Origin of the sequence: Micromonospora krabiensis, assembly GCF_900091425.1 — a bacterium.
Taxonomy (GTDB): domain Bacteria; phylum Actinomycetota; class Actinomycetes; order Mycobacteriales; family Micromonosporaceae; genus Micromonospora; species Micromonospora krabiensis.
Genome location: NZ_LT598496.1, coordinates 3,761,489 through 3,774,000, shown reverse-complemented (window position 1 = coordinate 3,774,000; position 12,512 = coordinate 3,761,489). Strand labels below are relative to the sequence as shown.

Genomic DNA, 12,512 nt, shown 5'->3' with positions numbered 1-12,512 from the left:
GCGAAGGTAGGGCACTTATCACCACCCGAAAGCGCGAGCGCGACCGATCGCGCCGAACAGGTCTTCTTCAGCGCCGAGCGAGCTGCCCGGGGCTGCGTGATAGATGAGGGTGTTGCCGGCCTGCGCGCCGTCGCCGGAGTACAGCCCGGGGTTGACGCCGAGCACGACGCCCGGCGAACCGAAGCGGGTGCCGCCGATTTCATTTGTGAAACCGGACAGGGACTTGCGCACGGCGTCGTACTGCGACTCCATGCCCTCCAGGAGGCCCTGGATGATCAGCTCGCCCGCGTGGACCAGGAGCACGGCGTCGTAGTCCTCCGGACCCTTGAGGTTCCGGATCTTGTCGCCGATGCCGCTGAGCCAGCCGGCGACGTCATCCCATGCCGCCTTGAGGCCGTCCCACAGGCCGTTGATGATCGACCGGCCGATGCCGACCAGGAGGTTGCCGAGGTTGCCGATCGCGGAGAGCACTCGGGAGCCGAGGCCGACGAGCCACGCGCTCGTGGTGGTCCACTGCGACGTCAGGGAGTCCTGGATCTTGCTCCAGGCGGCCCCGAAGAACGAGCGCACCTTGCCGGCCAGGTCACCGATCGCGCCGGTCACCCTGCCCCAGAGGCCGGCGTAGAAGTCGACGACGGCGAGGATGGCGTTGAGCGTGGTGTCCTTGATCCACGTCATCGCGTTCGAGAAGAACCCGGTGACCTTGCCCCAGCCGGCGGTCAGGCCGTTCATGAGGCCGGCGATCAGGTTGTTCGCGATGTCGAGGAACACCCGAGACGGGGAGTGGATGCCCAGGAAATCCAGGACCCAGTTGATGACCCCTTCCCAGATGCCCTTGAAGAAGTCGGAGACCTTGTTCCAGATGCCCTCCCACCAGGAGGCGAACGCGGCGATGCCCTCCTGGAGCTTCCCGATGCCCTTCTGCACCAGCTCAAGCGCCGGCATCATGACGGCGGCGACGACGTCGGCCACGATGCCGAAGGCGTTCGCCACCATTTCGAGGCTGAAGACGATCAGCGGGAGGACGGCCGCGACGAGTAGCTGGAAGACGGCCATCGCGACCGACAGGGAGTTGGAGACCAGCAGCAGCACGGGCGGGAGCAGCGGCAGGATCGCCTCGACGAGCTGGAGCAGGACCGGGATCAGCGGCGTCAGGATGGACACCAGCAGCTCGACGAACACCGGGATCAGCGGTGCCAGCGCGGCGAAGATGCTCGTGAAGGCCGTGGCCAGCATCGGGAACAGCGGCACGAGCTGCGTGAACAGACCCGCGAGCGGCGCCATGACGGTTGCCAGAGCGCCGGCCAGCACGTTGAACAGCGCCAGCGCGACGTCGATGACCGGCGACAGTGCCGGCATCAGCGCGATCAGGGCGTTGACGATGGCGTTGATCGCCGCCATCAGGGCCGGCGACGAGAACGCCTGCGCCATCGCGTCCGCGAGCTTCGTGATGACCGGCGACAGCGCCACCAGGACCGTCTGAAGCCCACCGCTGAGCACAGTGATCAGCGGCATGATCGCCTGGAGGATGCCGCCGAACGACGGTGCGAGCGCGGAGAACGTCTGGCCGATCTGCGTGGCCAGCAGTCCCAGGGTCGGGCCGAGGGCGCCGAGCAGGTTGGCGATCGGCTGGAACGCCGGCAGCAGGGCGGTGATGCCCGCCGCGACGCCGGAGATGAACGCCGTGAAGCCCTGGATGACGGCCGGGTCGTTCAGCAGCCCGCCCAGAGCGCCGACGACCTGGCCGAGGACGCTGCCGATGGTCGGCAGGGTGGCCGACAGGATCGCCGTGATGCCGGTGAACGCCTGCTGGAAGCCGCCCTCCGCCTGGCTCAGGAACGCCGTGAACATGCCGTGCGCTGCCGCGAAGAACGCGGTGAGCTGCGGCTGAAGCATCCGCAGGGTGTCCGCGATCCCCTGGAGCGCGAGGCCAAGGCCGCCGAACGTGGAAGCGCCAGCGGCACTGGCGGCGTCGAACAGCGCACCGAAGATGCCGGCCGCGCCCTTGACGATCTCGAAGACGCCAGACAGGGCGGCGATGACGCCGTTGATCGTCGCGCCGAGCTGGTCGCCCGCAACCGTGGTGGCGAACCACGCCTGGAACTGCGTGACGACCTGGCCCATGAGGGCCGCCAGGGGCGGCAGCAGCGCCGACCCGAGCTGGCCGAACATCGTGAGGATGCTCGCGATGGCCGGGGTGTACTGCGTGAACAGGTTGATCGAGTCGGCCAGGTTGGCGAACATGGCCGGCAGTGCGGGCAGGAGGCCGCCGGCCAGGGCGCCCGACAGGGCCGCGAAGAACCCGCCGATCTCCGTGCTGGTCTGCTTGAGGCCGGCGCTGATAAGCGGCAGAGCCTCCTTAGCAAGTTCGTTGATGGGTCCACGAGCAACCGACCAGAACGCCTCGCTGATCACGACCTGAAGGTTCTTGAACCCGGCGACGATGGCCGGCAGTTGCTCCGGCAGGTCCTTGAGCGCGACCGCCATCGTCCCGATGCCGATCGCGATCCCAGGGATCGCCGCCATCAGCGGAAGGAGCTGCACCAGCGAACCGGCGAGGCCGATCAGGTTGGACGTCAGGCTGACGATGCCGCCGGACATGGCCAGGATGCCGGTCGTGGCGGCAGCGAAGTTCGGCAGGTTGGTGAACATGCCGGTCAGCAGCGTGCGCGCCTGGGCGAGGTTGTCGTTGAACGCCTTGAACGTCGACAGCGTCGCGATGAACGTGCCGGCGTCGGCGATGGCGCGCTTGAAGTCGAGGTCGATCGTGATGTCGCGCTTGCGGGTGAGGAACGCCAGCGTCGCCTTCAGCGCCGCCTGCGCCGCCGTCGGGACCTCGGGCTTCACCGGCAGATGGATGCCCGGGTTGAACTTCGCGATCTCCGCGTGGAGCTTTTCGAGGTCCTTCGCCATCTTCACGCGAGCGAACGGGTCCAGCTCGGCACTGAAGCGGGCGCGCAGATCGTCGTGGGCCTTGAGCATCAGGGCCAGCTCGTTGACCGCCCGCTCCACCTTGTCGGGGTCCAGGAGCACCCCGAGAGTGAGGTCGTCCGCCCGAAGGCGGCGGCGAGCCTCCGCGATCGTCTCCGCGAACGTCTTCTCGTCCAGAGCTGTCCGGACGTGGACCGCGTTGGCGAGGTCGTTCTGCAACCGGGCCTTCTCCCGTTGCAGCGACTCCTCGGTCAGCTCGGCCTCGACCCTGAACGTCGCCCGGACCTTCGCAATCTCGGCGTCGATCTGCCGGATCGCGGCCTTGAGGCTGGCCTCGTTGACCCGGTCGACGTTCAGCTCCAGCCGGCTAACCTCCTCCAGCCTCGACAGGAGGTTGGCCTTGGCCTCCTCCAGCGACTGCTCGTCGAGGTGGATCGGAATGACCGGCTTCAGCTTTGCCATTTCGGCGTCGATCTGCTGGATCGCCCGCTTCAGGCTGGCCGGGTCGGCTTGGTCAACCCGGAGCTGAACGTTGGAGATCTTCTTGAGGTTGCCCTCCAGAGCCTCGATGGACTCCTTGATCGCGTCCTCGTTCAGCTCGATCGGTGGGAGCTGCACCTCGCCGAGCTTGATCAGCTCCTTCTGGAGGTGGCCGATGGCGCCCAGCAGCGAAGTCTCGTTGTCGAGGTTGACCTTGATCGAGATCGGGTCGACCGCCTTCTGGGCGGCCTCCTGTGCGGCCTTGGCCTCCGCCGCGACCTGCTCCTCGCCCTCCAGCTCGGTCTGGAACTTCACGCTCAGGTCGAGGGCGTTGAGGCGCTTCTCCGCGTCCTTCGCGTCGTCCTTGGCCTGCTCGTAGAACTTCGAGCCGTCAGGGCTGACCCGAATCCTGACTTCGCCGATAGTTTCGTCCGCCATTAGCCCTTCCCGATCATGCGCAAGATGGCCTGCCGCGCCGTCACCTTCTGCGGGGCAGACTCAGCGGGCTTGGGTTTGGGGCGCGGGTAGTCCGGCAGACGTGGCGGGGCCTTCTTGCCCCAGTTGCCGGAGGCGCGCGTGTTGAGGTTCACGGCGTCGTAGAGGTTCGCCAGCAGGTGTCGCGTGGCTCCCCAGCCGTAGTGCTCGCGGCCCCCGGCGGAAAGGGCAGCGGTCAGGCTGTCGTCTGGTAGGCCCTGCACGGCAGCGAGCGCGAGGACGGGGCTCGGCCCGCGGCCTTCGATGACGTCGACCAGGTCGATGTCGTAGTAGCGCCGCAGGTCCGGATAGATCCCGTCCCCGTACTCGTCGACGAGCCGTGCTAGGCCGAGGCTTCCCCCACCTGAGTGCGCTTCCCGTACTCGGCGAGGACTTCGGCCATGACCGTCAGGTCGTCGCCGATCGCCTTCACCAGCAGGTCGCCGCCGGCCTTCGTGTCGGCCGCCACGCGGATCAGCTCGCGCATGATCTCCTCCTGGTCGGCGCCCTCGGCCTTCAGGCTGTCCTGGAGCGCCGCGATCTGGTCGCGCTTGGCCTTCGGCAGGCGCAGCGCGTTGAGCAGCCGGACAGTCTTGTCTCCTACCTCGATGTCGAGGGAGCCGTACTTGGCCTCGGCTGCGGCGCGGATGTCATCGAGCTTCATGGGTGGCGGACCTCCAAAGTCTCAGGCGGCGGACTCGTGTGGGGTGGAACCCCCTGACCCGGCCGGGTCCGCCACACAGCCGGGCCAGGGGTTGTCTTACTTAGCAAGTGCGGTCAGGCCGCGCCGGCAGCCCAGGCGGAGCCGGTCCACCGGACCTGCGTGCCGTCGTCGAGCAGGACGTACTGGCCCGTGGTCCACGCGGTCGTCGGGGACGCGGTGACCACGCCGGTCATCGCCGCGATCGAGGCCGGCAGGTCCGCGCCCTCCGGGGTGTAGATGCCGGGGGTGCCTGCGGTCGCGCCGGTCGCCAGGACACCGCCGAGCGGCGTGATGGCGTAGGTCCACTCGTTCGTCGAGTAGATCAGCGGCTTGATGGTCAGCGGCAGGCCGACCAGCGACTCCGCGTCGGCCACGGCCACGTCGTCACCCCGGAAGATCTCGGAGCGCGGCGTGTAGAGGCCGAAGTTGTTGGAGCCGTCCACGAAGATCGCGAGGAACGCGCACTCGGTGGGCTGCGGCGACTGCGGGATGCCCAGCGTGCCATCCGGCAGCAGGGGAGCGTTCGCGCCGTAGTACAGCCGCAGCGACTTGCGGTCGAACTGGTTGACCGTCAGCGCGAAGGACTCGGTACGCGGCGCGTAGGTCGTCCGAAGCGACTTGGACTGAAGGGTGCCCAGGGTGGTCGCGTCGCCGCCCTCGGAGCTGAAGGAGAAGATGTCCTCCAGCGAGGTGTGGCCGACCGCCTCCCACGGGGCGTCGGGGACCTCGGACAGGGAGGTGGGCATCGGCGTACCCGAGGGCGCCGTGAAGAAGTTGCCCGACCCCACCACCAGGGTCGCGTTGTCGTTCTTAGCCATTCAGGCCGTCTCCTTAGAGGGGGTACGGGTGGTTCGTGGGCTTGCGGACGGTCAGCCGGTAGCGGCCCTCGTAGCGCCAGGTGTTCGACGGGAGGTCCGCGTACTGCACGGGGCCGGAAGCGGTCGCCCAGTCCGGTTGCCGGCGCGCGGGCGACAGGGTTTGGAAGCCGCGGAGCCAGCCGATGTCGGCGTTGCCCCAGCCGTTGAGCCATGCGTCGCGCAAGGCCACCCGCACGGCGTCCGAGATGATCGCCGCGTCCCGGTCCCCGTCGGGGTCGGAGGCGAAGGCGTGGACGGCGACGTCGGCCTGCTCCAGGAACCGTTCGTCGCCCTCGAAGAAGTAGAAGGTCGGCAGCCGGCGCACGAGCACGACCGGGAAGGTCTGGTTCTTGCGGATCTGCGTGACCACTTCGATGTCGGGCAGGGATTCGCGCAGCGCGGCGAGCATGAAGTCCTCGATCGGGACTCGCTCGGCGAGCGCGGCGGTCAGCGGTGGGAGGTTGGCCATCACCGCCCCCTCAGCTCGGAGCGGTGCCGGACGGCCACGACCTGCACGGCGCGCTCCAGGAGGTGAAGACCCTCCATCGCGCCCATCGGCAGGCCGGTCTCGTCGTCGTAGAACTCGACCTTGCGGCCCCACTCGATGTTTCCGGCGGCTCCGTCGCCCAGCTCGTCGTTGAGCACGACGTCCCAGCCGCCGCGCCACTTCAGGACGGCGGTGAAGGCGTCCCAGTCGACGCGCCGGCCGATGGCCTCGGAGTGGTCGCGGGCCTCGATCAGGTACGCGTCCGCGTACGACTTGATCTCGAAGGCGTACTTCCCGAGGGCGGCCTGGACGCCGGGCAGGCCCTTATTCGGCTCGACGACGCCGACCGTCCGACCCTCCAGATCCACGCTCGCGGCGAACCGCGTCACCGGACACTCGTCCAGGCCGTGCGCGACGCCCTTCTCCACCCGGACGGATTCGAGATCCGTCGGCGACGCGAACGTCACCCGATACTCGAACTTGCCGTCCCACAGTCGGGCAACACCCCGGCGAGCCGCGGGCTCCTTGGCCTTCGGCTCCGCAGGACGCACGATCGTCAGCGCCGCGAACGGGTCGATGTCGTTGGCCGGGTCGACGTAGACAGCGGCGGTGTTGTACGCGCTCAGCCCCTTGGTGAGCACCCGCCCCTTGATGTCCTTCTCGGTCAACGTGAACGAATGCCCGTACTTCAGGGCGCCGTGGTAGATCGGACCCTGCCGCGCGTCGAGCCGGCTGGCCTGCCAGTGCTCCCACTCGGGCAGCGACCGCTGGTCGTCGTCCGAGCTGTTCTGGTTGCCCCGCCGGAAGGAGTCGACGAAAAGGGCCTGAGCCGGCGTGCCGATCAGCAGCGGAATCAGGTTGGTCACCGCACGCTTCGCGAGCAGCTTGTACTCCGCGTCAGCACCCGGAGGCATGTACGGGTCGTCGTGGTCGCCGGACACGTAGCGGTCGATGATGTCGAACCGCTCGCGGTCCTCGTTGATGATGCCCAGCAAGAGCTGGGCAAGGGCCTTGGCGCTCGTGTCCACAGGCTGCGTCACGGACACCTCCTCACAGGAACCAGCCATCACCGGAGCCGGTTCGCTCCTGCTTGGGATTGGTCAGACAGCGATGCAGCGCCTCGTGCGCGAGCATCCAAGCCGCATAGGCGTCGATGCGCCGATTCGAGTCCTGAGACTCTTTGCGGAAGTATTGGCCGAAGTTGTTGACGAAACGGCGAGCATTCATGGTGTGCCGGCGCAGCGACAGGTCGCCGTCGAAGAACACCTTGCCCTCGACGATCGACGAGATAAGGCGCTCATGCGCCCGCGTCGTCTCCTGCTGCCGGTTGCGCATGTCGAACGCAATCGCAGCGTCCTGGCGAGCCTTCACCGCAAGACCGGAGCCCAGATCGTTCGTCCAGTCCGTGATGTAGGACTCCCACAAGTTCACGTCGGCGAAGAACGCCTTGACCTTGAACTTCGAGAACGTCGACCGCACCGTGCTGTCGACCGCCTGGGCGTCGACCTGCCAGCGACCGCGCTTCTCCGTGTCCCAGGTGTGCGGCTGTTCCCACAGGCCGAGCAAGAAGCTCACGCGATCCTTCAGGCGGATCGCCACCAGGGCCGTCGAGTCCTCGTACCGGCCACCGTCGAATCCGAGCACGATCTCGTCGCCAGGGGTCAGCGTCGCGCCGTCGCGGACGATCGCCCGGAGCTGGTCCGGCCCGTACAGGGCCTCCTCGTCGGCGACGATCATGTTGAGCCACATGCGCCGGCTGCGAGCCGCGGTGATCGAGGTGTTCTGGACCGACTTGATGATCGCGTCGACCCGCAGCCACGTCGCGTCGCCCCGAATCTTCGGAATGACGATGCGCAGCGCGTCCGGCGTCAGCGGCGTCTTCTCGTGCGCCTCGATCGAGTCGTAGAGAAAGCCGATGTCCTCGGCGCGACCCTCCTGGATCAGCTCCCAGGCGAACCGCATCTTCTCCGCGACGGAATCCTCGCCGGGAAGGTAAGCATTCGTGATCGCCAGGTAGCGACAATTCATCTTCGTCGCGTTACCGTCGATCGTTTCGTACATCTTGTCGCCGGAATTACCGCGCACCCAGTGGTGCGTTTCATTCATGATCACAAAGGAACTGCGACCACCTTCGAGGCTGCGGTAATTTGATGTAACCGCCTCTATTCGGCATCTGCCCCGATGCGCCCGAATAATCTCGGCGCCAGCCTTGATGCCGTAGGTCTGAATGAGCAGATCGCTCATCAGCGACGGGAACAGCGTCATCGTGTTCTTCGTCTGGTCGCGGCTGACGGCCGCGATCTGAACCCACGAGCGACGGTTGGCCTTGCCGACCGGCACGCCCTCGGCGTCGAAGTGCGAGAACCGCGACGGCCCCACGAACTCGATCAGGCACATCACCGCGGCGAGCGGGTCCTTGCCGTGACCCTTGAGCCGCTGAAAAACCCCGGTCCGGTAGACGAACTCGCCATCCTGGTCGACCGCGTACCACCAGAGAATCCAGCGCAACTGCTCCGGAGTGAACGTCCAGTGCCCACCGTCGAGCCCGTTGAGGTACTTGGTACACCACGCGACGATCTGCCACCCGAGCGTCAGCTCAGGCAGCTCCCACTCACAGCCCGGGTGGTCTTCCAGCCGGCCGAAGCAACCGGCCTTGTGCTTCCAGGTCAGCCCGAAGTAGTACGGCTCCAGCGCGTCGATTTCCTCGGCGGAGAGGGTGGCAGTAGCCATTCCCACCCCCTCTGCGGCGCGCTAAACCACGAGCCCGAGTGAGCGCTTGTAGTCGTCCATCTGGGTCACGACGGCGTCGTCCTCGGCCTCTTCTTCGTCTTGCAGCTCGACCCGGACGCGGCGCCGCGCGCCCTCGGTGACCAGAAGGTTCTCCATCGCGCTGTAAATGCTCGCGAGCATCTGACCGGAGCGCTTGCCTTGCCGCTTGTAGTACGAAACGTCGTCGCAGATCGAGTACAAGAACGCGTAGTCGCTGCTCTCGTAGAAGTCCGCCTGCCCAGACTCCAAAGTGGCGTTCCAGAGCAGCCGGGCGATCGGGTGCCAGCCCTCATCGGGGTCCGGAACGGTCGCCGGCCGGCTCTTGCCCTTCGTGATGGGCGCCCTGTCGCCCCGATTCGCGTCCCGGTCACGACTCAGGTCGTCGGAACGGTTCGGAACAGGTCCGCGGCTGCCCACTACGAGCCGATCTCGCCCCGGCGCAGAGCGTCGGCGCGGAACTTGGCGTGGCGCTCCGTCTCGGAGCCCTCGTCGACCGGCTCCAGGCCCTCCAGGGGCGCCCGGACCGGGCTTCGGTGGGTCGTACCGACCCGCAGCAGCGCGAAACCGCCCTCGTGGCCCACGAGCACGGCCTCGCCGCCGTCCGCGAGCCGCACAGCGGCACCGGAGGCAAGCGGAGAGCTGGTCGCGGCCGGCTTACGGGCGCTTGCGGCGGTCTTCCGGGGTGGCATCGTCGTCCTCCAGGGGGTCGAGCGACGGATTCACCTCGTCGACCCTCTCCGGCAAGGCGAATCCGATCTGCGTAGTCGTGTTCGAGACCATCTCGTCCTCGGTCTCGTCGTCCATGTCGAACAGGGCGGCCTCGAAATGCAGCGGGCCAACCTTCAGGACCGCTCGTAGCGGCAGAAGGCGCTTCAGCGCATCCATCACAGGGCCTCCCGAAAGTCGTGGGGGCGCTCTCCGGCGGAGAGGAACGCCAGGAGCGCCCCGGCCGGGCGCACAGCTCCGTGAGATGGGCGTGCAGCGCCAGCTCGGCGAACCGCGCCGGGTAGCGACGGGGCAGCTCGCCTACGGTTTCATTCCAGGGTGCGGCTCGAATCGCTTGCCGCGGATCGGCGCCAGCCGGTAGCGAGCCATCTTCCCCTCCCGCGCCGTCTTCTTGCCGTGGCACCTGGCGCAAAGCGCCTGGAGGTTGTCTCGGGAATGATCGAACCGATCCCCGATGTGGTCGACCTGGTTGGCGTAAGCGCCACACCGGCGGCAGGAGTAGTCCTCGTCTTCGAGAACTTCTTTCCGGATCTGGTCCCAGTTACTCGGTAACTCAGATCTTCTAACTGAATTGCTCCAACTCACTACAGGCTCTCTCTCTACGCCCCTTTAGGGGGCGTAAGCTCTGTAGCTTTCAGGAGAAGGCAAACTCCGGTAGCGTTTCAGTGATAGATGTTCAGGATCTATCGCTAACCCGGAGCACAACTATGAACTACCTACTAGCCAACGCGGTTACTCAGTAACTGGGTTACTCAGTAACCCCTCTCTAACCCCTCTACTTGTAAGAGGATGCAAACTAGCGAGTTCGCAAGCGATTGTGAGCAACCTAACAGGAACTTAGCTGGAGCAGGCGTGCTCGTGCTGCACGCGCCGGCCGCAGTTGGGCTCCTGGCAGCGCCACTGGCGACCCATCGCACCGCAGCGCGGGCAGGCGCCCCACGCCGGAGTCGTGAGCGGGTTGCCGTCGGGGTCGCGGTGGCCGGCGGGGCACACCTCGGGGATCTCCGCCCAGCCGGCGCGGGACTTCCGATAGCGTGTCACCGGCTGACCGTACCTGGCGCAGCCGCATCGACAACGACCGAAACGATCTCAGAGCCTCCAGGAGCCTCCAGGAGCCGCCAGCCATGTATTCACCCTTAGCAAGCCCGGTTCGGCGCTCCACGAGCCTCCCAGGGGCCTCAAACGGGCCTCAGATCGACTTGGAAACCTGCGCGTAGCGAGAGGCGGGTACAGTCGCACGGCCTGGACGCATCGACAGGGGGTCATACCCCCCATTGTCAAGCGTTGTGTAATATCTCACTCCATCGAGGATCATCGACACTGCACACCCCTGACCTGGGCAAACATGGCCAGCAAAGCACAGGACATAGATGGGTATCGTGTAGGCATAGATGAGTGTGCTCACTCACCACTTGTCAATACCCTACCGCACATAGAGATGTGCCTATCTTCCCAGGTCAGGCGGTGTGCCATCGGCCGTTCGGCCAGTAGATCCGCCTGCTAGTTAGTTGAGCGTTCAACGATAGACCGTGGTACATATCGCCTGGTCACAGCGTTGATTGCTAGGTCAAGAGTCCCGTAGTGTGGTCAGTTCTCCGCCACATAGTGAACTCGCATACCGATGTGTCGATGCCTGCATCATGATCTTCGACTCAACCATCACGTGATCTTGAATATCCGCTGGTCAACGGGCTAGCAAAGTGGCCAACGCTAATGCTGTGAGCCATGCCACTAGCTACTTGCTATGGAGGAAAACCACGATAGGCTCATCGCATGACTTACCGCGATCGAGACCACCGGGACGGCACGGCTAGCTCCGTGCGCGCGTCCGGCCGTCCGGTCGCGCGTGCCACCGGTAACGGGCCGGTGGCGGGCATGTCCGGAACGTCCGGTATGTCCGGTTTCAAAACTGAAATGAAGGGATCTGCAATGGCCACGAACAAGCCCACCGCCGCCCCCCGCGCGACCCGCACGCGGAAGGCCACCCCGGTCACCCCGGTCACCCCGGTCACCCCGGTCGACCCGAACCAGGGCAACCCGGCGCGCGCCGCGATCGTCGCGCGGATCAAGGGGTACGTCGGAACGATCCGCGAAAACTCCACCCTGCTGCTGGCCGACGTTCTCCAGCTCTGCGCCGGTATCCCCGCGCGGGACTTCCGCGCGGTACTCAGCGCGGAGATCGGCGCGCAGCGTGTCGGAAAGGTCCTCACCCACAACGACGCGCGGACGCTGGTCAAGACTCTCGTCGACCCGACGCGCAACGGTGGAAAGGTGAACGGTACGGACGTCGCTATCGTCCTCGGAATCTCCACCGGCCAGGTTTCCACGCTCCGCAACGAGAGTGAAGATGCGACCGACGACACGGCGACCGACGGCAACGGCGACGCGGAGAAGGTCGGCCCGTCCGGGGTGGACATCCTCAAGAAGGTCGAAGCGGAGTTGGCTAAAGCGCTGAAGAAGGATGACGCGCGGTCCGAGGAGTTCATCACGCGACTCACCCTGCTCATGGTCACCGCACGGAAGGCTCTGCCGGGCGGCACGGACACCAACAACCGGGGCGGGCAGGCGTAGCCAACCCCGACCGGCCAGCCCGGCAGGCATCCAGCCTGCCGGGCTTCCGGCGTGCCCACGGTAGCCCCGGGTGCCCGCGCTTTCGCGCCGCCCGTCAGTCAAGTTTCAAAAATGAAACTCTCCGGATTTCAGAAATGAAATCGCAAGTGAAAGCAGGCTAGTTATGTCGTTCGTCAAGGATGTTCGTTTCACCGTGAACGATCACGGTACGCGGGCGGTCGCCATGTTCACGCAGCTATTCGAGGGCCGGCGGGGATTCGCCAGTCTCGAATACGTCCGTCGGGTCGGCACGCGTACGTGGAAGCCGGTCCGTAACCCGGACGTCTTGCCGCAAGCTCAGACGGCCGTCACGCGGCAACTCATGGCGGAGCACGGCGCCACCCCTGCCGGGGGCGTGCAGCGCAATTTCAAGGCGCCTACGCACGAGCGCATCCGTCCCGTCGTGACTCCGCAGGCTGACCCCCTGGCTGACGTCAGGCTGAGCGACCTCCCCATGAGTTCCTACCGGGCCGTG

General features: G+C 66.3%; 13 protein-coding genes. 1 reads left to right on the top strand and 12 read right to left on the bottom strand.

Annotated features, from left to right (window positions below; translation table 11 throughout):
• Positions 1–18: 18 nt before the first annotated feature.
• From GA0070620_RS17150 to GA0070620_RS32740, 12 genes are all read right to left on the bottom strand, one after another.
• Positions 19–3,849, bottom strand: a complete 3,831-nt coding sequence (locus GA0070620_RS17150; RefSeq protein WP_091592142.1) for a phage tail protein — start codon at positions 3,847–3,849, stop codon at positions 19–21.
• Positions 3,849–4,109, bottom strand: a complete 261-nt coding sequence (locus tag GA0070620_RS17145) for a hypothetical protein (RefSeq protein ID WP_231921827.1) — start codon at positions 4,107–4,109, stop codon at positions 3,849–3,851. Before GA0070620_RS17145 ends, GA0070620_RS17150 begins: the two co-directional genes overlap by 1 nt.
• 119 nt (positions 4,110–4,228) lie before the next feature.
• Positions 4,229–4,549 (bottom strand): phage tail assembly protein, encoded by a 321-nt coding sequence (locus GA0070620_RS17140; RefSeq protein ID WP_091592139.1) that lies wholly within the window; start codon positions 4,547–4,549, stop codon positions 4,229–4,231.
• 113 nt (positions 4,550–4,662) lie between these two features.
• On the bottom strand, positions 4,663–5,406 hold the full coding sequence (locus tag GA0070620_RS17135; protein ID WP_091592137.1) for a phage tail tube protein: 744 nt from the start codon (positions 5,404–5,406) through the stop codon (positions 4,663–4,665).
• A 13-nt stretch (positions 5,407–5,419) separates the two neighbouring features.
• Positions 5,420–5,914 (bottom strand): hypothetical protein, encoded by a 495-nt coding sequence (locus GA0070620_RS17130; RefSeq protein ID WP_091592136.1) that lies wholly within the window; start codon positions 5,912–5,914, stop codon positions 5,420–5,422.
• The gene (locus tag GA0070620_RS17125; protein WP_231921826.1) at positions 5,914–6,972 is read right to left on the bottom strand and encodes a phage portal protein; all 1,059 of its coding nucleotides are present in this window, start codon (positions 6,970–6,972) and stop codon (positions 5,914–5,916) included. The genes GA0070620_RS17130 and GA0070620_RS17125 overlap by 1 nt, the downstream gene beginning before the upstream one ends.
• A gap of 10 nt (positions 6,973–6,982) precedes the next feature.
• Entirely contained in the window at positions 6,983–8,662 is a 1,680-nt protein-coding gene (locus tag GA0070620_RS17120; RefSeq protein WP_091592131.1) for a terminase, read from the bottom strand.
• Between the two features lie 21 nt (positions 8,663–8,683).
• Positions 8,684–9,118 carry a phage terminase small subunit gene (locus tag GA0070620_RS17115; protein WP_091592129.1) on the bottom strand — a complete coding sequence of 145 codons (435 nt, stop codon included), beginning with the start codon at positions 9,116–9,118 and terminating at the stop codon, positions 8,684–8,686.
• Complete coding sequence (locus GA0070620_RS17110) at positions 9,118–9,315, bottom strand: hypothetical protein (protein WP_091592127.1); 198 nt, start codon at positions 9,313–9,315, stop codon at positions 9,118–9,120. Before GA0070620_RS17110 ends, GA0070620_RS17115 begins: the two co-directional genes overlap by 1 nt.
• A gap of 40 nt (positions 9,316–9,355) precedes the next feature.
• Complete coding sequence (locus GA0070620_RS17105) at positions 9,356–9,586, bottom strand: hypothetical protein (protein WP_157741652.1); 231 nt, start codon at positions 9,584–9,586, stop codon at positions 9,356–9,358.
• 141 nt (positions 9,587–9,727) lie between these two features.
• A complete protein-coding gene (locus GA0070620_RS34240; protein WP_091592123.1) occupies positions 9,728–10,012 on the bottom strand; it encodes an HNH endonuclease in 285 nt (94 codons plus the stop codon).
• 252 nt (positions 10,013–10,264) lie between these two features.
• Positions 10,265–10,468, bottom strand: a complete 204-nt coding sequence (locus GA0070620_RS32740) for a hypothetical protein (protein ID WP_157741651.1) — start codon at positions 10,466–10,468, stop codon at positions 10,265–10,267.
• A gap of 732 nt (positions 10,469–11,200) precedes the next feature.
• Here GA0070620_RS32740 and GA0070620_RS17095 point away from each other — a divergent pair.
• Positions 11,201–11,998, top strand: a complete 798-nt coding sequence (locus GA0070620_RS17095) for a hypothetical protein (protein WP_157741650.1) — start codon at positions 11,201–11,203, stop codon at positions 11,996–11,998.
• The last annotated feature ends 514 nt before the right edge of the window (positions 11,999–12,512 follow it).

Bases quoted from the DNA above. Each gene is read 5' to 3' on its own strand.
- GA0070620_RS17095 (WP_157741650.1), top strand. From the start codon at position 11,201: ATGACTTACCGCGATCGAGACCACCGGGACGGCACGGCTAGCTCCGTG.
- GA0070620_RS17130 (WP_091592136.1), bottom strand. From the start codon at position 5,914: ATGGCCAACCTCCCACCGCTGACCGCCGCGCTCGCCGAGCGAGTCCCG.
- GA0070620_RS17140 (WP_091592139.1), bottom strand. From the start codon at position 4,549: ATGAAGCTCGATGACATCCGCGCCGCAGCCGAGGCCAAGTACGGCTCC.
- GA0070620_RS17120 (WP_091592131.1), bottom strand. From the start codon at position 8,662: ATGGCTACTGCCACCCTCTCCGCCGAGGAAATCGACGCGCTGGAGCCG.
- GA0070620_RS17150 (WP_091592142.1), bottom strand. From the start codon at position 3,849: ATGGCGGACGAAACTATCGGCGAAGTCAGGATTCGGGTCAGCCCTGAC.
- GA0070620_RS17135 (WP_091592137.1), bottom strand. From the start codon at position 5,406: ATGGCTAAGAACGACAACGCGACCCTGGTGGTGGGGTCGGGCAACTTC.
- GA0070620_RS17105 (WP_157741652.1), bottom strand. From the start codon at position 9,586: ATGGATGCGCTGAAGCGCCTTCTGCCGCTACGAGCGGTCCTGAAGGTT.